This is a genomic window from Xanthomarina sp. (assembly GCF_035306605.1).
Classification (GTDB): Bacteria; Bacteroidota; Bacteroidia; order Flavobacteriales; family Flavobacteriaceae; genus Xanthomarina.
In genome coordinates, this window is the sequence record NZ_DATGNR010000026.1 from 1 (window position 1) to 25,429 (window position 25,429).

Genomic DNA, 25,429 nt, shown 5'->3' on the forward strand with positions numbered 1-25,429 from the left:
AAAACCTCTTCAAAATGAAGAGGTTTTAAAATAATTTTAAACAAAATTAGAAGTTATATTTAATAGATGCATTAAATGTAATACCATTAGTATTAATGTATCCAAAGTTATCTGTTTGTTGAATTCTAACTTCATCAAATAGGTTATAAACGTTTCCAACTAAGGTTAAGCTTTGTCCTCCAAATTCGAAGTTATAAGACAATCCTAAATCTGTTAAAGAATATGGACGAATTGTACCAACATTCTCTATTTGAACAGAATTCCCATCGTTTGCATAAAGTTTTTCGTAGTAATTAATATTTCCATAAACTGATAAACCTTCAATCACACGAGCTCTTGCCCCAAAACCTGCAGTAAATTGTGGTGCATTAGTTATTTTAACACCATCTCTATTTGTACCTGGAGTTTCAGAAACTAAATCACCTGTACGATCGTCATAAACCGAAACATCTGAAGTACCCTCATATTCCCAGCTTCCGCTTGAAACGTATCCTGTTAAGCTAAATACATTACTTAAACGGTATTCCATATCTAATTCTACACCCTTATGAACTTGACGAACACCGCGGTCGAAAATATTTAACTCATAATCATCCGAATCATCATTAGGAGTTCCATTATCGTCTATATCGAAACCTGAGATTACACGATTATCCCAATCTGTATAGTAGAAGTTAAAGTCCGCTCTAAAGTTGTCAATTCTAAACTTATATCCTAACTCAAAACTTGTGATTTCTTCATTATCCACTCCTGGATTTGTAAAAATCTCATTTGAATTTCTAATATCTTTAAAAATATTATCTAAGAAAGGTTGTCTTGAGTAAAAACCAGCATTTAAATAAATACGGCTAGTTTCTGGATCGATAGCGTATGAAACACCACCTTTTAAGTTGTATCCAAATTTATTGACTTTATCTGATTTTCCTTGATCTCCAAAACGTCCATCCCTTTGGTATGATTGGTTTGAAATTGCTCCTTGGAAAAATGCAGAGAAATCGTCAGTAGCATACTCTACTTGCCCAAAAGCCCCTTGGTAGTTAATGTTTTCTGAATAATCATAATTAATTCTCTGACCTTTATCGGCAAAACTAAATAATGAAGCCCATGGGCTAGCATCATATGATTCCGTTACAACGGCTCCATCAGGTCTATCGTTAGCCCAACCGTTTAAACCATAAAAATCAGCTATTTGTCTAAAGTGATCTCCTCTATATAAACGAATATCAGCACCCACATTAAAGTTTAAATTTTCAGATATTTCATGGTTAAAGTTTGTTACTAATCCATACCAAGAATGGTTATTTACAGAAGAACGAAGTACATAACTTGAGCTGCTTTCTCCACTTTCGTTACCTATACCATTGTTATCAGCTAATGCTTGTTGCTCAATAGCGTAATAGTCAATTTGACCATCGGCAGTTCTTATTCTACCACGTCCGAGATCTCCGGTTCCACCACCACGTCCCCATGATGCATAAGCTACAGTTGTTAATTCTGATTTTTCAGAAATATTCCAATCCCAGTTAAAGTTAAATACTGGTTTGTGATAATAATTTGTTCTTTCAGATTTAATATCTGATGAATACTGAGTTCCATTTAAATCAGAAGTATATCCCCAGTGTTGGTTAAATTTAGGATTCTCAGCTAAAGTTTCTAAGCTTTGAGAAAATCTTTGACCGTGCTGTTGTGGTGCTCCCGTTAATAAAACGTTGAATGTGTGACTTTCATTTGCCTTATAACCAGCAGATAAAAAGTAAGTTTGTCCAGAACCAAATGTTCCTTGCGCCCATTTTCTATGAGCTTGCCAGTGATCTAATAATACAGAAAATGACCAACCATTTTCATTTAAACCAGTATCATAAGAGACGGTTCCTTTAAAGTAACTGTCATTACCACCTAAAAAACGAGCAAACCCTCCCTTAGTTCTTTCTGTCGATTTCATAATCAAATTCATTGTACCACCTACAGAAGAAATAGCTAATTTAGACGATCCTAGACCACGTTGCACTTGCACACCGTTTGCTACATCTGCAATACCAGCCCAGTTAGACCAATACACACGACCATCTTCCATTCCATTTACAGGCTGACCATTTAATAAAACTGCAATGTTAGTTTGGTCGAAACCACGTAAAAACATTTGAGAATCACCAAAACCAGTTTGCCCAGAAACATATACAGAAGGTGTGTTTTTAATAATTTCAGAAACCTCAACGTTACCTACTGCACGTTGTTGGATCTCTACCTTTTTAACTGTTGATACAGCAATTGGTGTTGCTCTATCTTCCGCTAAATCGATAACTCCACTACCAATAATCACAACCTCTTCCAAAGTGTTATCTGGCATAAGTGAAATAACTCCTAAATCTTTGTTCCCATTAAATTTTACCACAACTTTGGTATAACCTACGAAAGAAATAACAATTTCTCCTGAAGAAGATAATGTATTCAAAGTAAATTCTCCATCGAAGTTTGAAGACACCCCATTGGTTGTCCCTTTCTCAACGATGTTTGCACCAGGCAGTGGTGCAGCCAATTCGGCATCCATAATAGTACCAGTAACAACACTTTGTCCCATGGTAACAGCTGTAAACATGAATGCTCCTGCTAAAAGTAATAATCTTGTAATTTTTCCCATTGTATTAAAAAGATTTGTTAAAATTTTTCGCAAAACTACATTTAAATAATCGAACATTTATTTTGTAATTGTTAATAAATTAACATCTTGAAGATAAGGAATTTAATAGCAATATTACATTCACAAAAAAAAAGCTATTAACATGCTTTTCAACAAAATTTTAAGTTAATTTTTTGTAATAATGCAATAATTTTATAGTTGAAGCGTCGTGATTGGCAAAGCTGTTATTTTTCATTTTTTCTAAAATATTTCCAGCTAGCTGCTTGCCAAGCTCAACTCCAAATTGGTCGAAGCTGAAAATATTCCAAATGATACCTTGAACAAATATCTTATGTTCGTATAAAGCGATTAGTTTGCCTAAGCTCTCTGGAGTAAGTTTATTTATAAAGATGGAGTTTGTAGGTTTATTTCCTGAAAACACTTTATAGGCAAGTACATTATTAATCTCTTCTGATGATAACTTATCCTTTTCTAATGTTTTTAAAACTTCATCTTTTGGTTTTCCCTTCAAAAGAGCTTCGGTTTGCGCAATAAAATTAGAAATCAGTATGTCGTGATGTTCTTGATTGCCGTGCAATGGTTCTACAAAACCGATAAAATCTGCAGGAATTAATTTTGTTCCTTGGTGAAGTAATTGAAAAAAAGCATGTTGCGAATTACTACCTGGCTGTCCCCAAATAATTGATCCTGATTGGTAGTTTATAATATTCCCATTTCTATCTACAGATTTCCCATTGCTTTCCATGCAGCTTTGTTGTAAATAGGCGGAAAATTTATGCAAATATTGAGAATATGGAATAATAGCATGTGTTCCGGTTTTAAAGAAATTGTTATACCATACACCTATTAAAGCCAAGATTACCGGAATATTTTTCTCGAGGGCTTCCGATTTAAAGTGTGCATCCATTTTATTAGCACCCAACAACAACTTATTGAAATTCTCAAAGCCAATAGATAGACTTATAGATAAACCAACTGCACTCCATAGCGAAAATCGACCTCCAACCCAATCCCAAATTGGAAAAATATTTGATTCGTCGATACCAAACTGCTTCACTTTTTCAATATTAGTGGACACAGCTACAAAGTGCTTTGAAATTGTTTCTTCGTTTGACCCTGTTTTTTGAGATAGCATCCAATTTTTAATAGTGCTTGCATTGCTAAGTGTTTCTTGAGTAGAAAAAGTTTTAGATACAACTACAAATAAAGTGGTTTCCGGATTCAGCTTTTTAATAACTTCAGTTACATGGTCGCCATCAATATTATTTATAAAGTGTGTTGTTAAGTGATTTTTATAAAACTCCAAAGAACTAACAACCATAGCCGGTCCTAGATCTGAACCTCCAATACCAATGTTTACGACATCTGTAAAGGTTTTTCCTGTAACCCCTTTTTTTGAACCACTTAAAATCTGATTGGTAAAGGTTTTTATTTGTTCCTTAACTTGAAAAACTTCAGGAACAACATTCTTACCGTCTACTAGAATAGTGTCTGTTTTATTAGCTCTCAATGCTGTATGAAGAACTGCCCTATCTTCAGTTTCATTTATTTTTTCACCTGAAAAATAACTAGCAATAGCCTCTTCTAATTTAACTTCCTTAGCCAAATCAAGTAGCAAGGAAATTGTTTCTTCCGTTAGAATGTTTTTAGAAAAATCGACATAAAAATCCTCCCACTGTATGCTTAGCTTCTCTGCTCTTTCGGGATTTTGAGCAAACAACTCATTCATATGAGCGGTCTCCATAGATCGAAAATGCGCACTGAGTTCCTCCCAGGCACGTGTAGATGTTGGATCAATCTTTGGTAAGCTCATAATATTATTGGACTTGAGTAATTAAATTTTTCGAAGGATTTTCTTCTACATCATTATACTCAATACGATCTATTTGTACTTTAATTGGGCTAATATAATCTAAATATTTAGCTTTTAGAACATCTGGGATTGGCTCGGCTGCAGGTAACTTTTCTTTAAACGGATCTACTTGCTCGCCATTTTTCCAAAATCTGTAACATACATGAGGTCCAGAGGTATTCCCTGTCATTCCAACCCAACCTATAACATCTCCTTGCTTTACATATTGCCCAACCTTAACATTTTGCTTTTTCATGTGCAGGTATTGGGTTTCGTAAGTAGAATTATGTTTGATTTTTACATAATTACCATTTCCTCTTGTAAAACTTGATTTAGTAACCGTTCCATTAGCTGTAGCCCTAATAGGAGTTCCTATATTTGCTGCAAAATCGGTTCCCTTATGTGGTCTGATTTTATTTCCATACAAAGCAATACGTCGTCTAAGATTGTATCGAGAAGATATACGTTTGTATTCTACTGGTGCCTGCAAAAACGCACGGCGTAATGTTTTGGCCTCTTCGTTAAAGTAATCTTTTAATCCTTTTACACTATCGGTTTCAAATTCAAAAGCATAAAAAGGTTCGTTTTTATGTTCAAAAACTGCTGCTTTAATATTGTCTATTCCAGCATAAATAGTGTCGTCTATATATTTATCTGTGTAGATAACTTTAAATCTATCTCCTTTTTGAAGTCTGGTGAAATCTATAGTCCATGCGTATATATCAGACATTTTATAAGCCAAAATAAAACTTAGGCCTTGTTGCGCTAGAGTTTCAGAAATGTTATTAGAAATAATCCCAGACACTTCCTTCTCTACATATTTTATAGGTTTTCTACTGGTATAAGCATGAATGGAATCTTGGAAATTAAGAACAACATACTCCTCTTTATTGGGCTGATAAATGAAACATCTTGCTTCTTGAAGTGAATCTTTAGAGCATAATAAAGTATAAGGTTTTCCTATTTGAAGTTTTCTTATATCGAAACTGTCACGTGCTTTTTCGGCGATTTGAAAAATTTTTGGATATCCTATTTTATGACGTTGCATAATTTCGCCAAAGCTTTCTCCTGCTCTTATCGTATCTCTTTTAACGTGATAGTCGTTTAAATTGAAACCAAATTCGTAAACATCTTCAACAACGGGTTCTGCAAAGGCTAGTTCTTCTTCAATAACTTGCGGATTCCCTTCCTTGCAACTATTTAAACCTAAAATAATTGCAAAAAGTATTAAACATTTTCTCCCCACTCTTTCAATTCCTTCTCGCTCCATAGTTCTGGAAAAAATATTCTTCTTTGATATTTTGGATGCATATACTTTACCCATTCACTTCCTCCTGTTGCTTCGGCGGTTTTACCACCAATGTTTAAATAATGATTTGCTGTATTATAATGAGCCATAACCCATTTAATATTGACCGTATGGTCGTAATGGCGCATGGCTTTTATTAATTCTTTATCCTCTCTAACCTCCTGTGGCAACTCTTTAAACTTGGTCCACATGTTGTTAGTATTATAGAATTTAGCAAATCTAATAAATTCATCTTTGTATCTTTCTTCAAAAACTGTTAATAAATAGGATTTTTTGCCAGTTTCGTAATCTTTTCCTGCAGCCTGCCAATATAAATGGTCAAAAGCGTGTTCAAATGAAGTATTTCTATCAATCGTTTTTCTAAACCTGTTATCAATTAGGTTGATAAGTTCCGTTGATGCAAATTCAATTTTTCTGTATTGGGCGCTTTGGAAACCACTTGCCGGTGTTAAGGTATTTCTAAACATATTGTATTGCTCGACATCCATTCCATGTTTCATAATTTCGAAGGATGACGTTAGCATATCGAAATATCTACTAACCCGCATGAGTTTATCTGTAAAAAAAGCTGCTTCAACTTGTTCTGTCTTTGCAACTTGTTCTATTTCCCAAAGAATCATTTTAAACAATAATTCATTTATTTGATGGTACATAATAAACACCATTTCGTCAGGCAATACAGATCGTTGGGTTTGAAGATCCAATAATGCGTCTGTTTGGATATAATCCCAATAATTTATGGGTTTACTATATAATAAACCTTTCAAATGAACATTTAAATCTTGTCCAATAGCCTCAAATTTTTCATTTAACTTTTTGGTTATTTCCTTATCTAATTCCATTATTTTTTTGCTATAATTTTAAATGGGTGCTTTAATCCTTTAAAGGCATTTAGGTCTGCTCTTAGCGAGCCGACTGCTAAATTAGCCTGAATACGTAAAGGTACTTTATTTTTGTCATTTGAAACCCAAAGCGTCAAGCTTTCTTCCTCTTTAAACACCCTTCCTGCCATAACATAAGGTCTGAATTTTAAAGCATGAACCTTTCCGAAATTTGTATCAACAACCTCATCTCCAAGATACTTTAATTTGAATCCATAGTTTTCATCATCAAAAAACATATCAACATGCACCTCGGCACCTACCTTCAGGTTTTCAATATCTAAATTATCCCTTAAGTAATAAAAGGTAGAAATCATGTCCTGAATATTCGGCTTTGTATCAAACACTTTTTTTGTATTGTGTTTAAGATTGTTAACATAGGCTTTGTTGTTAACTTGATCAAACTCGATTTCTATATTTTTTGTATGCCCACCTTCATTGATATCTCTTATAAATTTATAAGGCATAATTTTTTCTCTATCGAAATAGCTTTCGTATCTATCTTCTACTTTAAAAAACCACTTAATAGCACCTGTTGTCCAACCCTTACCTACAACATGGTACACAGGTTTGTTTTTATAGGTAGCTTTTTTAACTGAAACAGTTGCCTCTCCAGCTTTTAAAAACCCACTATAACTCATTTCAAATCGGAACCATTCGCCATGGCCGAAAGAACTTTCGGTTTGTGCAAAAACACCAGAAACGAAAACTAAGCTTAGAAGTATTAGAACTATTTTTTTCATAATTTTATTTGTATAAATGTAATTAATTGAAAACAATATTATTGTTTAAACCCAATAATTACAATTACCATTCCAAATGTATAAAACAAAAAAACTCTATCAGTTAAATTGATAGAGTTTTTAAGCAACTTTTAGTTAAATGTATATTATAATGTACCTCTTAATTCTTGTTCGCGTTCAATAGACTCGAAAAGAGCTTTAAAGTTTCCAGCACCAAAACCACGTGCCCCCATTCTTTGGATAATTTCAAAAAACAGCGTTGGTCTATCTTCTACTGGTTTGGTGAAAATTTGCAACAAATAACCTTCTTCATCTGCATCAATCATGATTCCTAATTTCTTAAGAGTTTCGATATCTTCACGCAACTCGTGGCTAAACTCTTCTAAACGGCCAGGTACAGCTCGATAATAATCTTCTGGTGGGGTAGATAAAAACTCAACTCCTCTTTCTCGCATTTGCGTTACGGTTTTAATAATATCGTCCGTAGCTACAGCTATATGTTGAACTCCAGGGCTTTCATAAAAATCTAAATATTCTTCAATTTGCGATCTCTTTTTGCCTTCAGCAGGTTCGTTTATCGGGAACTTGATTCTTCCATTTCCATTACTCATTACTTTACTCATTAAAGCCGAGTATTCTGTATGAATTTGTTTATCATCAAAAGATAAGAAATTAACAAACCCCATAACATCTTCATACCACTTTACCCAAGTATTCATTTCGCCCCAACCTACATTTCCTACCATGTGGTCGATAAATTTAAGTCCCGTTGGTTCTGGGTTATAATCTGATTTCCATTCGGTAAATCCAGGTAAAAATTGTCCTTTGTAGTTTTTACGCTCTACAAACATGTGTACAGTTTCTCCATAGGTATAAATTCCAGCACGTACTACTTCTCCATGCTCGTCGGTTTCCACCGTTGGCTCCATATAAGATTTAGCTCCACGCTTAGTAGTTTCTTCGTATGCGCTTCTAGCATCTTCCACCCATAAGGCTACAACTTTAACCCCATCACCATGTTTTACTATATGGTCGTTAATTGGAGATTTGCTATTTAAAGGCGTTGTTAGTACCAAACGGATTTTATCCTGTTTTAGCACATAACTAACTTCGTCTCTAGATCCTGTTTCTAAACCTTTATACGCATAAGATTGAAAACCGAATGCTGTTTTATAAAAATGTGCTGCTTGTTTTGCGTTTCCAACATAAAACTCAACGTAGTCCGTACCTAATAAAGGAAGGAAATCTTGTGCGCCTTCAAATATTTTTTCTAATCCGTACTCTACTGATTTAATTTCTTTGCTCATTGTGTTTACTTTAGTCATTCCCGTAAACCGAGAATCGTATTAATTAAACTTTTATAATTATTTAAACTCCTGTTTTTACAGGAATTATATATTTACTATAACCAAGATTTAAAATAATCTTCGTCTGCTATTTTCAATGCTTCCTCTGTAACTTTTAATGGTTTAAAAGTATCAACCATTACAGCTAACTCATCTGTTTTTACTTTTCCAATACTACGCTCTACTGCTCCAGGATGTGGCCCGTGTGGAATTCCAGCTGGATGCAAAGAAATGTGTCCAGCATCAACATCGTTCCTACTCATAAAATCTCCATCTACATAATACAGAACCTCATCGCTATCGATATTACTATGGTTGTATGGGGCTGGAATTGAGAGTGGGTGATAATCGTATAGTCTTGGCACAAAACTACATACCACAAAAGCATCTGTCTCAAAAGTTTGATGAACTGGCGGCGGCTGATGAATTCGGCCGGTTATAGGTTCGAAATCGTGAATTGAAAAAGCGTATGGATAGCTATACCCATCATAACCAACAACATCAAATGGATGTGACGCATAAACTATCTCAAATATGTCGTTTTGTTTTTTAACTTTCATTAAAAACTCGCCAGATTCATTATAAGTTTCTAGTTCTTCTGGTCTACGAAGGTCTCTTTCGCAATACGGAGAGTGTTCTAACAACTGCCCGAACCAGTTTCTATATCTTTTTGGAGTATATATTGGTCTTCTAGACTCCACTATAAACAATCTGTTATCCTCTGTGTCGAAATCCATTTTATAAATGGTTCCTCTTGGAACAACTAAATAGTCGCCATATTTAAAATTTAAATTCCCTAAATGTGTACGTAGTTTTCCGGTTCCCTTGTGTACGAAAATCAATTCGTCAGCATCGGAGTTTTTATAAAAATAATCTGTAGTGGACTGTTTTGGCGCAGCAAGGATAATGCTGCAATCACTATTAGTAAGAACCGTTTTTCGGCTTTCCAAATAATCATTTTCTGGTTTTACTTGAAAACCTCTAAATCGATATGATTGGATACTATTTTCTTTGGCAATTTTTGGAGCTACACTGTATTGTTTATTAATAGCTTTAACCTGAGTTGGACGTTGTTCGTGATATGAATTTGTATACATACCGTCAAATCCTATAGTTCCAAACAATTGTTCACTATACAAGCTGCCGTCTGGTTTTTTAAACTGCGTATGTCTTTTAGGTGGAATTTTCCCTAGTTTATGATAAAATGGCATTTCTTAAAAATTAATTGTTAGAAGTTATAATCTGATATTTAAAACTTTAGCTTAAACAAAAACTCAAATTACACTTAAATAAAATTTATCTAAAGATACAAATTATGCCTATTTATTCCGGATTTCTTTTAATAAGAAATTGGAGGTGCAAAAGTAAATCTGTCCAGTAATATTTCATAGACTTCAAATATCGAAAATATTTACGACAATTTATTTTAATAAAGCGGTAGAATTCCTAATCTTGATAAAATATTAAAACCAGAAACCTAAGTTAAAAAACCAAATCCCTTTTTTTATTTCTGGGGAATAGGTGTATTTCAATTCAATTGGCCCAATAAATGATTCTAAGGAATAACCAATGGCATACCCCGAATAATCTGGCGAAGTAAACCATTCGCCATCATCAAAAATATTATCGGCAATGTTAGAAAAATTAGCGCCTATATTTATATGATTCTTTTTAAATAGTTCGTAATCCAGAGTTATAGCTCCTTTCACAAAACTGTTTCCTGAAAGCGAAATAAAATCGTAACCGTAAAAAGAATCGAAGTTGTTTATATAATCTACTCCATAACCACCAAGAGCAAAATTCAAGTATGGATTGTCGTTTTCACCAATACTAAAACCTCCTTGTGTTGTAATGTTGGCGGTTAATTTACTATTAAAACTATGGGAGTATCCAATTGTAGCTTTACCAATAGAAAATTCGGAGAAATTCTCATTATAATCCGACGAGTATAAATATAGATGAAAATCGCCATTAAAATAAAATCCGCTAGTAGGAAAATATTTATTGTTGTAAGAATCAAATTTAAGTTTTCCGAACAAACTTAGATAGTCACTATTTTCAAAAGTAGTTTTTTCAGTACTCGTTCCAGTTAAAACAGTTTCAGAAGAAATTTTTAATTTTTTATGCTCGGCACCCAAGGTTAAAAACATATCCTTGGTAAACAGGGTTTGTAAATAAAACTGGTTGGTTAAATCCTTTAAAGCTATATCAAGTTTGTTTACATTAATGATTCCTAATTCTTCGTCGGTAAGTAAGGAAGTAGCAGGAATTACTTTCTTAAATTGGTTGAATCTAGACCTAAAACCAACACTCCAATAAAAGCCTTGATCTATATAATATTCAAAGTTATATCTAATATTATCGCCCACTATAAAGTCGAAGGAAAGCACATCGTTTTTAATCAACAGTTTTTTCTTGGTTAAGTTTACCAAACCAGCTGTTTTATATAGGTCGTCATAATGAACTCCTAATTTAAAAAAAGTTGTTACACTACTTTCTTTAAGTGTAATATGCAAATCGTAACCTTCAGAGTTTTTAGACGGCTTTAACTTATGAATTACATTATCAAAGTTATTGGTTGCCGCCAAGTTGTTTACACCTTCGACGTATGATTGGTAATCTATCTTTACATCTTGTTTAAACTTAAGCTTCCCTAGCACGTAGGCATTGGTGTATTTTTGATTGCCATCAATCTCTATGGTATTAATTTTTATACTATCTACCGGCCTAATTACCAAAGGACTTCTAGCCTTTTCGGTTTGCATTGAAGCCACGTGTTTTAAAGCATCTATTTTTTTGATAGCTGCTTCTTCACCGTTAGAAATAATCTGTCTTCCATCACTAAATGAAACCACTGTAAAGTCAGAAATATCAGGCTTGATATAAATGTCTGTTTTTTTCGACTTTACCTTCATATCGTTAATTGTTCTGTAATTATTGATTTGAAGTAGAATATCTGGAGCAGATTTCAATTGGTCTCTAGATGCTAAATCGTCCTGAACATCCACCCCAATAATAATGTCCACACCTTTTTCTTTTAATTCGTCTATAGGATAATTATTAATTACACCTCCATCTATTAAAAGTTGTTCATCAATAATTACTGGTTGAAACAATGATGGAAAAGCTCCACTTGCGGTAACGGCTAGAGCTAAATTCCCTTTATCCAAAACAACTGCTTGACCAGTTTCTATATTTGTTGCAATGCAGAAAAAAGGAATTGGAAGCTTACTAAAATCATCAATATGACTTACGTGTAAGGTTAGCTTGGAAAGCAAACTCAAAGTATTTTGTCCGCGAGAGAGAGCGGATGGCAACTTGAGTTTAAATTTTTCAAATGGTAAGGTAACCGCATACTTTTCTGAATTATCTCTTTCGTAGAAGGTTTTTGCCGCTCTTGGCAAATCGTCGTTAATAATTTTATCAAAATTCACTCCCTTAAAAATGGAGTCAATTTGATATCCAGAATATCCTGAAGCATACAGAGACCCAATAATAGCTCCCATACTAGTTCCAGCTACATAATCAATTTTAATTTCTAAACTATCTACAAGTTTCAATACACCTATATGCGCCAAGCCTTTAGCGCCTCCACCACTTAATACCAAGCCAATTTTCACATCTTCCTGAACAGTGTTTTGAGAAAATGCAATGCTTGTAAAAAACATGGATAAAATGATTAAAGTATACTTCATGAATTGTGATAGTAATTATAAATTTTTTGCGCTCTTGAAACCCCTACAACATCCTCCAGCTCATCTAGCTTAGCGTTTGAAATTCTCTTTACAGATTTAAATGCTTTTAACAGGTCGACAATTGTTTTTTCTCCAATACCAGGTATGGTTTCTAGCTCTGTATTTAAAGCTGTCTTGCTTCTTTTATTCCTATGATGCTCGATTCCAAATCTGTGCGCTTCGTTTCTAAGTTGTTGAATGATTTTTAAAGTTTCACTTTTTTTATCTAAATATAAGGGAATTGGATCATCTGGATAGAATAATTCTTCCAAACGCTTCGCAATTCCGATAATTGCAATTTTTTGACGTAACTGAAGTGCATCCAAACTTTTCAAAGCCGAAGAAAGTTGTCCTTTTCCTCCATCGATAATAATTAATTGTGGTAAAGGACTTCCTTCATCCAACAATCTTTTATAGCGTCTGTACACGACTTCTTCCATAGAAGCAAAATCGTCTGGACCTTCAACCGTTTTAATATTAAAATGCCTATAATCTTTTTTACTTGGCTTTCCGTTTTTGAAAACCACACAAGCCGCAACAGGATGAGTTCCTTGAATATTTGAGTTGTCAAAACACTCTATATGTCTTGGTTCCACGCTAAGGCGTAAATCGGCTTTCATTTGTGCCATAATTCTATTGGCATGTCTATCCGGATCAACAATTTTAACTTGCTTTAATTGTTCCAAACGATAATATTTCGCATTCCGAACGGATAAATCTAAAATATGCTTTTTATCCCCTAATTGAGGTACAAATACCTTAACATCTTCACCTAAACTGATATTAAACGGCACATAGATTTCCTTTGAATTAGAATTAAAACGCTGTCGTAATTCAATAATCGCTAATTCCAATAATTCTTTATCCGATTCTTGAAGTTTTTTCTTTATTTCTAAAGTATGCGAACGTATAATGGACCCATAGGATAGTTGTAAGAAATTCACATAAGCATAACTTTCATCGCTAATAATTGAAAACACATCTACATTGCTTATTTTCGGGTTTACAACTGTAGATTTTGCCTGATAATTTTCTAATATTTCAATTTTATCTTTAATAACTTGAGCTTCCTCAAATTCCATTTTTTCGGCAAAATCTTTCATTTGCTGCTTAAATTGGGTTAACGAATCTTTGAAATTTCCTTTTAAAATTTCCCTAATAGCTTTAACATCTTCGTTGTAACCCATTGCTGTTTGCAAGCCTTCGCATGGTCCTTTACAATTACCTAAATGATATTCTAAACAGACTTTATATTTTCCTGCATCAATTTTATCTTCAGACAAATCATAAGTACAAGTTCTAAGTTTATACAAGCCTCTAATTAAATCCAATAAAGTTGAAACAGTTTTCATACTTGTATATGGACCAAAATATTCACTCCCATCTTTTATAACACGTCGTGTGGAAAACACTCTAGGAAAATGTTCGTTTTTAATGCAAATCCAAGGATAGGACTTGTCGTCCTTTAAAAGAACATTATATCTTGGTTGGTATTTTTTTATTAAGTTATTTTCGAGTAATAAAGCATCAGTTTCAGTATTTACAACAATGTGCTTTATGCTAGCAATTTTTTTTACAAGCACTTTAGTTTTCCCGTAATCGTGTTGTTTTGTAAAGTACGAGCTAACCCGTTTTTTAAGGTTTTTGGCCTTTCCTACATACAAAATAGTGCCATTAGCATCAAAATATTGATACACGCCTGGCTCGTTGGGTAAAGTTTGCAACTGTATCTCTAAGGGTGTTTCACTCATAAAAAAATTATTAATTCCACTTTAAAACATGGACTACTAGAAATTATCGTGTTTTTTTTGAAGAAAAAATGTATTTTAGTATATCACTCAAAGGTAATTCATTTAATTTTTTAAGTTCTAAATATCCCATATAAATTAAAAATGATGAAAAAAGCCCCCAATTAAAAAAAATAAGTGAGCTATTTCATTACCTTGCCTCACTTTTTAATATCTTTAAAATGGAAAAACAAGTTATAGGAAGAGTTGATAAAATAGACTTTCCAAAATTAAATTTATTTAACATCGATGCCAAAATAGACACAGGAGCATATACCTCCTCCATACACTGCTCTGAAATAATTGTTGAAGGCGAAAAATTAAAATGCACCTTTTACAGCAAAGGGCATCCAAACTTTAGTGGTAAACAAGTTGTTTTTGATAGTTACTCCAAAACCGATGTAAAAAGCAGTAATGGCTATAAAGAAAATAGATTCAAAATAAAATCGGAAGTAGTTCTTTTCGGTAAAACATATAAAATCAACCTCACTTTAAGCACAAGAGACGACATGAAGTTTCCTGTTTTAATAGGAAGGCAATTTTTAAACAAAAAATTCCTTGTTGACGTAGATTTACAAAACGTATCATTTAACAAAACCCAATCCATCTAATTTTAATACAAAAAAATGAATATTGTTATTTTATCCAGAAATTCCCATTTATACTCTACACAAAGATTGATTGAGGAAGGTCGAAAACGAAATCACAAAATAGAGGTTATAGATCCTTTAAAATGTGATATTATTATCGAAAAGGAAAAGCCTACCATTTTTTATAAGGACAGATATTTAGATTATGTTGATGCTATTATACCAAGAATTGGAGCATCGGTAACTTTTTATGGCTGTGCTGTTGTTAGGCAGTTTGAAATGATGGGGGTATTTTCTATTGTTTCCTCTGGAGCAATATTACGCTCAAGAGATAAACTGAAAAGTCTGCAACTTTTAAGCAAGGCTGGCATTGGTATGCCAAAAACAGTGTTTACTAATTACTCTAGAGATGTTGAAGAAGTCATTGAACATGTAGGAGGCGTTCCGGTAATTATAAAATTACTTGAAGGTACTCAAGGTTTAGGGGTAGTTTTAGCTGAAACAAAAAGCGCAGCAGAATCTGTTCTTGAAGCTTTTAATGGCTTAGAGGCTCGTGTCATTGTTCAGGAATTTATAAAAGAAGCTAAAGGTGCTGATTTAAGAGCTTTAGTTGTAGATGGACAAGTTGTTGGCGCGATGAAACGTCAGGGCAAAGAAGGAGAGTTTCGTTCAAATTTACATCGAGGAGGCTCGGCTGAAATTATAAAATTAAGTGATGGCGAATTAAAACTAGCTATGAATGCAGCCAAAGCATTAAAGCTTCCTGTTTGTGGTGTAGACATGTTACAATCTGCTCGTGGCCCTTTACTTTTAGAAATAAACTCAACTCCAGGACTAGAAGGTATTGAAGGTGCTACAGGAAAAAACATTGCCAAATCAATTATCACTTTTATTGAAAAAAATAAATAATGGAATACGTACATAAAGAGTATATAACCATTCTTGGAAGAAAAATTAAAGTAGGAGAAAGTTGTGAACTCAATTTTGGAGTTGCTAATCTGCATACCACTTCAAGCATCGATGTACCTGTTTTTGTAGAACGTTCTAAAAAGCCAGGTCCCGTCGTTTTATTTACTGCTGGAATTCATGGAGACGAAGTAAATGGTGTTGAAATAGTAAGACAACTTATAGCTAAAGGAATTAATAAACCAAAGTCTGGAACTATAATTTGTATGCCAATTATTAACGTATTTGGATTTATTAACTTAAAACGGGAATTCCCTGATGGTCGGGATTTGAACAGGGTTTTTCCTGGAATTAAAAAAGGATCTCTTGCCAGTCGTGTTGCTTTCGAATTGATTACCGAGATTGTAACCGAAGTAGATTTTATTTTAGACTTTCACACAGGAGGTGCAGGTCGATTTAATGCGCCTCAAATTCGTATTGTAAAAAACAATCCCGAGTTGGATAAATTAGCAACCATTTTTGGTGCTCCTTTTGTATTTTATTCTAAACATTTAAAAAAATCATTCAGAAACACATGCTTTAAATTAGGCAAAACCATGCTGTTGTTTGAAGGAGGAAAATCGTTCCATATAGACAACCATGTAACTAATTCTGCTGTAAATGGTACAAAGAGGATTTTACATCACTTAGGAATGTTACAGAACAAATTCAAAGTTACAGCTCCAAAAAAGGAAAGTCTTTTTATAACCAGTTCTAAATGGCAACGCGCTAACTATTCCGGCATGTTTAAGGCTTCTACAACCATAAACACTAAAGTAGCCGTAGGCGATATTATAGGAAACATTACAGATCCGTATGGAAAATTTAATCATTTTGTAAAAGCAAATCAGAACGGATATATTATTAATGTGAACGAAGCGCCTATTGTGTATCAAGGTGATGCTTTGTTTCATATTGCTACCAAACTGAAAAAATCGCATCATGACTAAAGCCGAATTGCGAAAAACATACAAGCTGAAACGTCAAGAATTATCTTCAGAAGCTATTGAAGATTTAAGCTTACAAATTGCCAACAGACTTTTAACTATAGATATCTGGGAGTATTCCTTTTACCATCTTTTTCTTTCTATTGTAGAACATAAAGAAATTAATACCGATTATATTTTAAACATTCTTTCTGGAAAGGATAAGAATATTGTAATTTCTAAAAGTGATTTTTCAACTGGAAATATGGTCCATTTTCTATTAACGGACAACACAGTTATTAAAAAAAACTCCTATAACATTCCTGAACCTATTGATGGTATAGAAGTTCCTAACAAAAAATTAGAAGTTATTTTTGTCCCACTTTTGGCTTTTGACAGTCAAGGACATCGTGTAGGCTATGGCAAAGGTTTTTACGATAAATTTTTATCAGAATGCCAAGCTGAAACTCTAAAAATTGGCTTGTCTTTTTTTGAATCAGAAACAAAAATTGAGGATGTGTTTGAAGGCGATATCGCTTTGGATTATTGTGTAACTCCAAAACAAGTTTACAAGTTTAATTAGTCCTTAGGAAACGCTTTCTTATTAAACAGAATAATTAGACCAAAACCTGCGCTTATAGCTACGTCGGCAATATTAAAAACAGGTTCAAAAAAGGTAAAATACTCTCCACCAAAAAACGGCAGCCATTCTGGCAAATACCCTTTCCACAAAGGAAAATATAGCATATCTACCACTTTTCCATGGAGCAAACTATCGTAGCCTCCTTCAGACGGTAAAAACGAGGCCACTTGTCCGTAACTATCATTAAACAAAATGCCGTAAAAAACAGAGTCCAATATATTCCCTAAAGCGCCAGAAAAAATGAAAATAATTGCCCAAATTAGCACTGGAGGATGATGCTTTTTAACTGCATCGTACAACCAATATCCTATTCCAAAAATAGCTACCACTCTAAAAATGGTTAAGGATAATTTCGCTGTTCTATCATTCATGAAGGAAATAAAATCGCTAAACTTGGTTCCCCAAGCCATCCCGTCGTTTTCAACGAAATAAATTTTAAACCATGAAAACACTTCCAGTTCCTCTCCTAAAGCAAAATGGGTTTTAATGTATATTTTGCTTATTTGATCTATTAATAAAATAAGGACAATGAAAAGGATGGATTTTTTTAAGCTCATATTATCAATCAAAGACGTACCTATTGATAGGTAGAAGTGGGTGCTTATTAAATAGCATTAGTTATAATTAAACAAAAATAGGCATATTATTCAGTTTTGCTTACTGTAATATTTCCATTTATTGAATTTAAATTAATTTGATGATTTCCAAGATTTAAATCTTCCTTTATTATATATCCATGTTTACTTGAAACCTCAACTATAGACCAATTTGTACTAACACTTATATTTCCTTGTAGCGTGTTTACCAATAAATCTCCATAAAAGTTTTCAGCACTTAAAGCGCCGTTTATTAGTTGGGCATCCACATACTTATAGTTTCCAGACAAATAAACTGAAGCAATATCGCTAGAAATATGAAGCTTTAAATGTTCTGGAATCACTAATTTTAGCTCAATAGAAATAAGTTTATGGGCACTCAATTTGTCGTTCATTTCAACAAACATGGGCTGAAAACCACTTGAAACATGTAGTTCCTGTCCTTTTAGTTCGGTTAACAAAACCACTTGCTCGTTATTCTCTCCTTCAACTTCAGAAAGAATGGAAATGGTTTCTGTTTTTGCTGTTTCAATTTCTATTTTAAAAATAGAATTACCCTCTATAACAAGCGTTGAAATTCCTCCAGAAGAAAAGGTTTTTATATTAGTTTTCTGTGCTTGTATGTGAAGAGTAAAAAACGCAATTATTGCGTATATGATATACTTCATATATTATAATAATTCTTCAATTAAGTTTACTTAAAAAGAAGTTATAAAAAAACGCTTCAAAATGTTGAAGCGTTTTTTTATTCTATTTAAACCAAATGGTTCTGATATTTAAATATTGAAATTCCTATCTGTATTTTTCAATCAGAAGGAAACAGACCTCTTACTGTTGCATATTTTTAGCTTCAATACTTAAAGTAGCGTGAGGAACTAATTTTAAACGTTCTTTGTTTATTAACTTTCCTGTTACTCTACAAACCCCATAAGTTTTGTTTTCAATTCTAATAAGCGCGTTTTTTAAATCGCGAATAAATTTTTCTTGTCTAATAGCTAACTGTGAGTTTGCTTCCTTACTCATAGTTTCACTTCCTTCTTCGAAAGCCTTAAAAGTTGGCGATGTATCATCGGTACCATTGTTATGGTCGTTCATGTACGCACTTTGTATAAGTTCTAAATCGTGTTGAGCTTTCTTTATTTTTTCCTGAATTAGCACTTTAAATTCTGCTAAATCCTTGTCTGGATACCTTACGTTTATTTGTTCCTCCATGTTCTTAATGTTTTTTAATAAATAATCTAGTATTAACATCGTCGAATACAACTTCTATACCATTATTTATTTGATCAATAATCTCTAATTTTTCTGTTAAAGTTTCAGCTTTAATATATGTTATATTTGTTTGCACAGCATCCACTATTTTCTCGTCTTTTTGAAGCTGTACATCTATTTTATCGGTAACTTCAAATCCAGAATCTTTACGTAAATTTTGAATACGATTAACTAGCTCGCGAGCTATTCCTTCTCTTCGTAAATCTTCGGAAATGATAACATCTAAGGCTACGGTTAATGTTCCCTCGTTAGCTACAAGCCATCCTTCTATATCTTGTGATATTATCTCTACATCTTCAAGTCCTAAAGTAATACTTTTTCCGTTAATTTCAACCTGTATTTCAGAACTTTGCTCGATTTTCTTAATATCTTCTGAAGTGAAGCCAACTATAGCATTTGCTATTAATTTCATGTCTTTACCAAATCGAGGCCCTAGCGTCTTAAAATTAGGCTTAATTTGTTTTACCAAGATATCCGAAGCATCCTCTAATAACTCAATTTCCTTAACGTTTACTTCATGTTTTATTAAATCAGCAACGGCTAAAATCTCTTCCTTTTGCTGCTTTGAGTCTATAGGAATCATGATTTTTTGTAGCGGCTGGCGTACTTTAATTTTTTCTTTAGCTCTTAATGACAAGACCAAAGAAGAAATTGTTTGTGCCGCTTCCATTTTGCGCTCTAAACTCTTGTCTACAAAACTCTCGTCATACACAGGGAAGTTTGATAAATGTATACTTTCAAAGTTTTCCTTTTTAGTAACAGAATTTAAATCCATGTACATTCTATCCATAAAGAAAGGTGCTATTGGCGCTCCTAACTTTGCAATAGTTACTAAGCAAGTGTATAAGGTTTGGTATGCCGAAATTTTATCCTTTTGGTAATCGCCCTTCCAGAAACGTCTTCTGCTTAATCGTACAAACCAGTTACTCACATAGTCTTGTGTGAAATCAGATATTGCTCGTGCTGCTCTAGTTGGTTCGTAATCTGTATAAAACGCGTCCACTTTCTGAATTAAACTATGCAATTCTGAAAGAATCCATCTATCTATTTCAGGTCTTTCGTTTAAAGGAATATCTGCTTCCGAGTAGTTAAAGTTGTCTAAGTTTGAGTATAAAGTAAAGAAAGAATAGGTATTGTACAGGGTTCCGAAGAACTTACGCTTTACTTCTTCAATTCCGTCTACATCAAACTTTAAGTTGTCCCATGGGTTTGCATTTGCAATCATATACCAACGTGTGGCATCTGCTCCATAAGTTGTTAAAGTCTCGAAAGGATCTGTGGCGTTTCCTAAACGTTTAGACATTTTTTGTCCGTTTTTATCTAAAACTAGTCCGTTAGAAACCACATTTTTATAAGCAACCGAATCGAAAACCATAGTTCCGATGGCGTGAAGTGTATAAAACCAACCTCTTGTTTGATCTACTCCTTCTGCAATAAAATCAGCAGGATAAGACTGATTACCATCAATTAATTCTTTGTTTTCAAACGGATAATGCCATTGTGCATAAGGCATAGAACCAGAATCGAACCAGACATCTATTAAGTCGGATTCACGTTTCATAGGTTTTCCTGAAGCAGAAACTAAAACAATCTCGTCTACAATATTTTTATGTAAGTCGATTTTAGCATAGTTTTCTTCGGAGTTGTTTCCAACTTCAAAATCTTCAAAAATATCCTTTGCCAAAACACCTGCTTCAACAGCTTTTGCCATTTCGGCTTTTAATTCTTCAACAGAACCAATACAGATTTCTTCTTTTCCGTCTTCTGTTCTCCAAATAGGCAATGGTATTCCCCAATAACGAGAACGTGATAAGTTCCAATCGTTAGCATTTGCTAACCAGTTTCCAAAACGACCGGTTCCTGTTGCTTTTGGTTTCCAATTGATTGTTTCGTTCAATTGGAACATTCTATCTTTAACATCAGTTACTTTAATAAACCAAGAGTCTAATGGGTAATATAAAATTGGTTTGTCTGTTCTCCAACAGTTTGGATAACTGTGCTTATATTTTTCAACCTTAAAGGCCTTATTTTCTTCTTTTAATTTAATAGCAAGCTCAACATCTACTGAACGTTCTGGTGCTTCACCATCTGCGTAGTATTCGTTTTTAACATATTTACCTGCAAACTCACCCATTTCTGGTCTGAATTTTCCTTGTAAATTTACCAATGGCACTAAGTTTCCATCTTCATCTTTCACTAACATTGGTGGCACTTCTGGTTGTGCTTGTTTTGCTACCAAGGCATCGTCTGCTCCAAAAGTTGGCGCTGTATGTACAATTCCGGTACCATCTTCGGTAGTTACGAAATCTCCTGAAATTACCCTAAAGGCATTTTCCGGATTATCATTAGGAAGTGCGTAAGGTAAAAGTTGTTCATAGGTAATTCCAACTAAATCTTTCCCTTTAAATTCTTTTACAACGTAGTACGGAATCTTCTTATCACCAGATTTATATTCTAATAATTCTGGTTTTGTTTCAACACGCTTGAATTTTCCATCAAACTGATTGTTTACTAAAGGCTTCGCTAAAACTACGTTAATTGGCTCAAAAGTATATTGATTGTAAGTTTCAACTAAAACATAATCAATTTTTGGTCCAACGGTTAAGGCTGTATTACTTGGAAGTGTCCAAGGTGTCGTCGTCCAAGCAAGGAAGTAAATTGTTCCTTCATTTTGTAAAAATTCCGGAAGTGAGTCTTCGTTTGCTTTAAATTGTGCAACTACAGTTGTATCTGTTACATCTTGGTATGTTCCTGGTTGATTCAGCTCATGCGAGCTCAATCCCGTTCCTGCTTTTGGTGAATAAGGCTGAATGGTATAACCCTTATAAAGTAGGTTTTTGTTGTAAATTTCTTTTAACAACCACCATACAGATTCCATGTATTTAGGCTCATAGGTAATGTATGGATTGTCCATATCTACCCAATATCCCATTTTTTGGGTTAGATCGTTCCACACGTCTGTATAACGCATTACTGCTTTTCTACAAGCTGCATTATAATCTTCAACAGAAATGGTTTTACCAATATCTTCTTTGGTTATACCTAGTTCTTTTTCAACACCTAGTTCTATGGGTAAACCATGCGTATCCCATCCAGCTTTACGCTTCACTTGGAATCCTTTCATGGTTTTATATCGCGGAAAAATATCTTTAATTGCTCGAGCTAAAACATGATGCACTCCTGGAAGTCCGTTTGCCGAAGGAGGTCCTTCAAAAAACACAAACGGTTTGTTGCCTTCTCTTGTGGTAACGCTTTTTTCAAATATGTTATTTTCTTCCCAATATGCGCTTATTTCATTAGCTACATTTGGCAAGTCAAGTCCTTTGTACTCAGGGAATTTTACACTCATGATATCAGTCATTCTTTTCGTCCCGCGAAAATAACGATTTTTAGGAAAATAGACATTGAAAAAACAATGAAATCCGGAATTTATATACTTAACTGATAACTAATGGTAAAAAACGGGTTAACAAACAAAAACAGAGTAAGATTATACGGGTAAATATTGATTAAAAAACTTGTATGTATCAAACAATAAATCCAACCAAATCTTCAATTTTGGAAATAAGTTGGATTTTAATAATCGTATTTTTCAATGCTATTTTATTGTATTTAGAAACAAAAATGGTAGAAAAACCTAATTTTTCGGCTTCCAAAATACGTTGTTCCACTCTTTGAACCGGACGTATTTCTCCTGACAGGCCAACTTCTGCGGCAAAGCAGAAATCTTTTTGAAGGGCTTCGTCTTCATTTGAAGATAAGATGGCTGCAACTACCGCTAAATCGATTGCGGGGTCGTCAACCGTAATTCCTCCTGTGATATTTAAAAACACGTCTTTTGCACCCAATCTAAATCCAGCACGTTTTTCTAAAACAGCCAATAGCATGTTTAATCGTTTGGCATTAAATCCGGTTGCAGAGCGTTGTGGCGTACCGTAAACTGCCGTACTTACCAAGGCTTGAACCTCTATCATTAAGGGACGCATGCCTTCAAGAGTGGCAGCTACGGCATTTCCTGAAAGTTCGTCATCCTTTTTGGAGATTAAAATTTCACTCGGATTGGACACTTCTCGCAAACCAGAACCCTGCATTTCATAAATTCCTAGTTCGTTGGTTGAACCAAAGCGATTTTTGTTTGCTCGAAGAATTCTAAACACGTGATTTCTATCGCCTTCAAACTGCAAAACTGTATCGACCATGTGTTCCAAAATTTTTGGTCCAGCAATATTCCCGTCTTTGGTAATGTGACCAATTAAAACCACGGGGGTAGCTGTTTCTTTTGCGAATTTTATCAACTCCGTAGTACATTCCTTTATTTGGGAAATACTTCCCGAGGACGATTCTATATACTCGCTATGTAGGGTTTGAATTGAGTCGATAACTACGATATCTGGCTCTAAAGCCTCAATCTGTTTGAAAATATTTTGAGTTTTTGTTTCGGTTAATATGTAGCAATTGCTGCTATTGGGATTGATACGTTCAGCACGCATTTTTATTTGCTGCTGACTTTCCTCACCCGAAACGTAAAGCGTTTTGTAAGGAAGCTTTAAGGCTATTTGAAGCAACAAAGTACTTTTTCCTATTCCTGGCTCACCCCCTAATAAAATTAAAGATCCAGGAACAATACCGCCACCAAGTACGCGATTGAACTCCTGGTCGCTAGTTATCATTCTAGCTTCTTGAGAGGTATCAATTTCGTTAATTAACAATGGTTTTGAAGCGCGTTTTACAATTGAAGTAGGTGTTTTCCAGTCGCTTTTTTCGGCTTTTTGAATTACTTCTTCTGTAATGGTATTCCACTCTTTACAAGCTGTACATTGTCCTTGCCATTTTGAATATTGTGAACCACAATTTTGACAAAAAAAGGTTGTTTTTACTTTAGCCATATTTATTCCCCTTGAAAATGGAAAGTGTTTAAGTGTAATTCTTGTTTTACCAAATAACGCAACAAATTAATAGTTGAAATCTGCCTTGATTTCACTTGCTTTTTCTAAAACCAAATCTTTAGTAATTCCACCTATTTCTTCTAAAACATAAGCCGACTGATAGGTTTTCATTGCCTTTTTGGCCTCTCCAGTTTCTTCATAAAACCTTGCTAAATAATAACTTCCCAACATAGTATTTGGATAGTGTTTCCTAGCCAATTTCCCTAAACTCTCATAATATTCGAAATTCTCTGTTTTTTCTATAGCGGCCTGAATTGCTTTGAAATCGTTTAATAGAATTTGCTTATCAATGCCAAATAGTTCATGGATGGTTTGATATTTTTCTTCTAAATAAGCCACGGGAGACGAATCTAATTTTAAAATAGTGTCTCGATATTCTTGTTTACTAATAGGTTGATACACAAGAAATATTTTTCGTAATGCATCTGGAATGGCATACGCTGGCAAAGAATAATGAGAAGGTTCTTCAAGTTTATTAAAATTGTAAAGTACATTCTTATTATCTACCCCTTTAATTGCTGTATTTAAAGCTTCTGAGTTTGCTTTAATAGCTGCTATATCATTTTCTGAAATAGCTAAATAATAAAACACCTTTGTTTGGAATTTACTTAATCTTTCAGGGATATAGCTCACCATATTCGGAGCTAAATCTGGGCTTATGGCAACATAGGCTCGAAATAGCGGATCAGGTTTTAACAAGAAATAATTTATAAAATTCGCAGTTTCTCCATGGCCAATAGCCACCCTAAACTTTTCCGTTCTATATGTTTTATCTAAGTACGGAAGCAGTTCCATTCCAATGAACTCAAAAAATGCAGCTCCTGTTTCAATAGGCAAAGAGTTTTGTTCTGAATAAGATACATCTGCCTCCCTACTATCAATTTGATTAACCCCAACTACTATAGCGTCTGGCATATCTTCCCAATAAGCATAAAAGTCCGTGTTTCCTGCAACAGCCTCGAACATGTAATCGCCATCAAAAACCAAAATTACAGGATATTTTTTATCCTGGTGAGCATCGTAACCTCTAGGCAGTTGAATCTTCACTTGGCGAGTCTCCCCTAATTTTGAAGAATTAAAAGGTTCGTAAATTACTTGTGCTTTTACAAACTGTACACAAGCAAGAAAAACTAATAAGTAAATGTGTTTTTTCATTTTTTACATGGTTAAGGGTGCCATGCAAGGTAATAAAATACCAATAAGATTTAAAATAATAGCAAT

General features: G+C 33.9%; 19 protein-coding genes. 4 read left to right on the plus strand and 15 right to left on the minus strand.

The window, feature by feature from the left end:
- Nucleotides 1-46: 46 nt before the first annotated feature.
- From VKY41_RS03470 to uvrC, 9 genes are all read right to left on the minus strand, one after another.
- A complete protein-coding gene (locus VKY41_RS03470) occupies nt 47-2,638 on the minus strand; it encodes a TonB-dependent receptor (protein WP_500813045.1) in 2,592 nt (863 codons plus the stop codon).
- Nucleotides 2,639-2,798: 160 nt separating this feature from the next.
- On the minus strand, nt 2,799-4,451 hold the full coding sequence (gene pgi, locus VKY41_RS03475) for a glucose-6-phosphate isomerase (protein ID WP_500813046.1): 1,653 nt from the start codon (nt 4,449-4,451) through the stop codon (nt 2,799-2,801).
- A gap of 4 nt (nt 4,452-4,455) precedes the next feature.
- Nucleotides 4,456-5,760: a peptidoglycan DD-metalloendopeptidase family protein gene (locus VKY41_RS03480; protein ID WP_500813047.1), complete on the minus strand. Its 1,305-nt coding sequence runs from the start codon at nt 5,758-5,760 to the stop codon at nt 4,456-4,458.
- The gene (locus tag VKY41_RS03485) at nt 5,718-6,641 is read right to left on the minus strand and encodes a tryptophan 2,3-dioxygenase family protein (RefSeq protein WP_500813048.1); all 924 of its coding nucleotides are present in this window, start codon (nt 6,639-6,641) and stop codon (nt 5,718-5,720) included. The genes VKY41_RS03480 and VKY41_RS03485 overlap by 43 nt, the downstream gene beginning before the upstream one ends.
- A complete protein-coding gene (locus VKY41_RS03490; RefSeq protein ID WP_500813049.1) occupies nt 6,641-7,423 on the minus strand; it encodes a DUF3108 domain-containing protein in 783 nt (260 codons plus the stop codon). Before VKY41_RS03490 ends, VKY41_RS03485 begins: the two co-directional genes overlap by 1 nt.
- Nucleotides 7,424-7,569: 146 nt before the next feature.
- Nucleotides 7,570-8,730, minus strand: coding sequence for a 4-hydroxyphenylpyruvate dioxygenase (gene hppD / locus VKY41_RS03495; RefSeq protein ID WP_500813050.1), 1,161 nt, complete (start codon nt 8,728-8,730; stop codon nt 7,570-7,572).
- 95 nt (nt 8,731-8,825) lie between these two features.
- Nucleotides 8,826-9,980 carry a homogentisate 1,2-dioxygenase gene (locus VKY41_RS03500; protein ID WP_500813051.1) on the minus strand — a complete coding sequence of 385 codons (1,155 nt, stop codon included), beginning with the start codon at nt 9,978-9,980 and terminating at the stop codon, nt 8,826-8,828.
- Nucleotides 9,981-10,232: 252 nt separating this feature from the next.
- Nucleotides 10,233-12,464: a patatin-like phospholipase family protein gene (locus VKY41_RS03505; protein ID WP_500813052.1), complete on the minus strand. Its 2,232-nt coding sequence runs from the start codon at nt 12,462-12,464 to the stop codon at nt 10,233-10,235.
- Nucleotides 12,461-14,254, minus strand: coding sequence for an excinuclease ABC subunit UvrC (gene uvrC / locus VKY41_RS03510; protein ID WP_500813053.1), 1,794 nt, complete (start codon nt 14,252-14,254; stop codon nt 12,461-12,463). The genes VKY41_RS03505 and uvrC overlap by 4 nt, the downstream gene beginning before the upstream one ends.
- 218 nt (nt 14,255-14,472) lie before the next feature.
- Here uvrC and VKY41_RS03515 point away from each other — a divergent pair, with 218 nt between their 5' ends.
- The 4 genes from VKY41_RS03515 to VKY41_RS03530 are packed head-to-tail and all read left to right on the plus strand — an operon-like array spanning nt 14,473 to nt 17,334.
- Entirely contained in the window at nt 14,473-14,901 is a 429-nt protein-coding gene (locus tag VKY41_RS03515; protein ID WP_500813054.1) for an ATP-dependent zinc protease family protein, read from the plus strand.
- A 15-nt stretch (nt 14,902-14,916) separates the two neighbouring features.
- On the plus strand, nt 14,917-15,789 hold the full coding sequence (rimK, locus tag VKY41_RS03520; protein ID WP_500813055.1) for a 30S ribosomal protein S6--L-glutamate ligase: 873 nt from the start codon (nt 14,917-14,919) through the stop codon (nt 15,787-15,789).
- Nucleotides 15,789-16,775, plus strand: coding sequence for a succinylglutamate desuccinylase/aspartoacylase family protein (locus VKY41_RS03525; protein ID WP_500813056.1), 987 nt, complete (start codon nt 15,789-15,791; stop codon nt 16,773-16,775). Before rimK ends, VKY41_RS03525 begins: the two co-directional genes overlap by 1 nt.
- Nucleotides 16,768-17,334 (plus strand): 5-formyltetrahydrofolate cyclo-ligase, encoded by a 567-nt coding sequence (locus VKY41_RS03530; protein WP_500813057.1) that lies wholly within the window; start codon nt 16,768-16,770, stop codon nt 17,332-17,334. The genes VKY41_RS03525 and VKY41_RS03530 overlap by 8 nt, the downstream gene beginning before the upstream one ends.
- On the opposite strand, the gene VKY41_RS03535 is transcribed toward VKY41_RS03530, so the two are convergent.
- From VKY41_RS03535 to VKY41_RS03560, 6 genes are all read right to left on the minus strand, one after another.
- Nucleotides 17,331-17,951: a lipoprotein signal peptidase gene (locus VKY41_RS03535; RefSeq protein ID WP_500813058.1), complete on the minus strand. Its 621-nt coding sequence runs from the start codon at nt 17,949-17,951 to the stop codon at nt 17,331-17,333. The genes VKY41_RS03530 and VKY41_RS03535 overlap by 4 nt on opposite strands.
- A gap of 86 nt (nt 17,952-18,037) precedes the next feature.
- Nucleotides 18,038-18,658 carry a hypothetical protein gene (locus VKY41_RS03540; protein ID WP_500813059.1) on the minus strand — a complete coding sequence of 207 codons (621 nt, stop codon included), beginning with the start codon at nt 18,656-18,658 and terminating at the stop codon, nt 18,038-18,040.
- A gap of 160 nt (nt 18,659-18,818) precedes the next feature.
- The gene (locus VKY41_RS03545; protein ID WP_500813060.1) at nt 18,819-19,202 is read right to left on the minus strand and encodes a TraR/DksA family transcriptional regulator; all 384 of its coding nucleotides are present in this window, start codon (nt 19,200-19,202) and stop codon (nt 18,819-18,821) included.
- Nucleotides 19,203-19,206: 4 nt separating this feature from the next.
- Nucleotides 19,207-22,611 (minus strand): isoleucine--tRNA ligase, encoded by a 3,405-nt coding sequence (ileS, locus tag VKY41_RS03550; protein WP_500813061.1) that lies wholly within the window; start codon nt 22,609-22,611, stop codon nt 19,207-19,209.
- A 178-nt stretch (nt 22,612-22,789) separates the two neighbouring features.
- On the minus strand, nt 22,790-24,148 hold the full coding sequence (gene radA, locus VKY41_RS03555; RefSeq protein WP_500813062.1) for a DNA repair protein RadA: 1,359 nt from the start codon (nt 24,146-24,148) through the stop codon (nt 22,790-22,792).
- Nucleotides 24,149-24,214: 66 nt separating this feature from the next.
- Nucleotides 24,215-25,363, minus strand: coding sequence for an alpha/beta hydrolase (locus VKY41_RS03560; RefSeq protein ID WP_500813063.1), 1,149 nt, complete (start codon nt 25,361-25,363; stop codon nt 24,215-24,217).
- Nucleotides 25,364-25,429: the final 66 nt, after the last annotated feature.

Coding starts and splice junctions, on each gene's coding strand:
- VKY41_RS03500 (WP_500813051.1), bottom strand. CDS start 9,980: ATGCCATTTTATCATAAACTAGGGAAAATTCCACCTAAAAGACATACG.
- uvrC (WP_500813053.1), bottom strand. CDS start 14,254: ATGAGTGAAACACCCTTAGAGATACAGTTGCAAACTTTACCCAACGAG.
- pgi (WP_500813046.1), bottom strand. CDS start 4,451: ATGAGCTTACCAAAGATTGATCCAACATCTACACGTGCCTGGGAGGAA.
- rimK (WP_500813055.1), top strand. CDS start 14,917: ATGAATATTGTTATTTTATCCAGAAATTCCCATTTATACTCTACACAA.
- VKY41_RS03535 (WP_500813058.1), bottom strand. CDS start 17,951: ATGAGCTTAAAAAAATCCATCCTTTTCATTGTCCTTATTTTATTAATA.
- VKY41_RS03560 (WP_500813063.1), bottom strand. CDS start 25,363: ATGAAAAAACACATTTACTTATTAGTTTTTCTTGCTTGTGTACAGTTT.
- VKY41_RS03485 (WP_500813048.1), bottom strand. CDS start 6,641: ATGGAATTAGATAAGGAAATAACCAAAAAGTTAAATGAAAAATTTGAG.
- VKY41_RS03490 (WP_500813049.1), bottom strand. CDS start 7,423: ATGAAAAAAATAGTTCTAATACTTCTAAGCTTAGTTTTCGTTTCTGGT.
- VKY41_RS03515 (WP_500813054.1), top strand. CDS start 14,473: ATGGAAAAACAAGTTATAGGAAGAGTTGATAAAATAGACTTTCCAAAA.
- VKY41_RS03540 (WP_500813059.1), bottom strand. CDS start 18,658: ATGAAGTATATCATATACGCAATAATTGCGTTTTTTACTCTTCACATA.
- ileS (WP_500813061.1), bottom strand. CDS start 22,611: ATGAGTGTAAAATTCCCTGAGTACAAAGGACTTGACTTGCCAAATGTA.
- VKY41_RS03530 (WP_500813057.1), top strand. CDS start 16,768: ATGACTAAAGCCGAATTGCGAAAAACATACAAGCTGAAACGTCAAGAA.
- radA (WP_500813062.1), bottom strand. CDS start 24,148: ATGGCTAAAGTAAAAACAACCTTTTTTTGTCAAAATTGTGGTTCACAA.
- hppD (WP_500813050.1), bottom strand. CDS start 8,730: ATGAGCAAAGAAATTAAATCAGTAGAGTACGGATTAGAAAAAATATTT.
- VKY41_RS03480 (WP_500813047.1), bottom strand. CDS start 5,760: ATGGAGCGAGAAGGAATTGAAAGAGTGGGGAGAAAATGTTTAATACTT.
- VKY41_RS03470 (WP_500813045.1), bottom strand. CDS start 2,638: ATGGGAAAAATTACAAGATTATTACTTTTAGCAGGAGCATTCATGTTT.
- VKY41_RS03525 (WP_500813056.1), top strand. CDS start 15,789: ATGGAATACGTACATAAAGAGTATATAACCATTCTTGGAAGAAAAATT.
- VKY41_RS03505 (WP_500813052.1), bottom strand. CDS start 12,464: ATGAAGTATACTTTAATCATTTTATCCATGTTTTTTACAAGCATTGCA.
- VKY41_RS03545 (WP_500813060.1), bottom strand. CDS start 19,202: ATGGAGGAACAAATAAACGTAAGGTATCCAGACAAGGATTTAGCAGAA.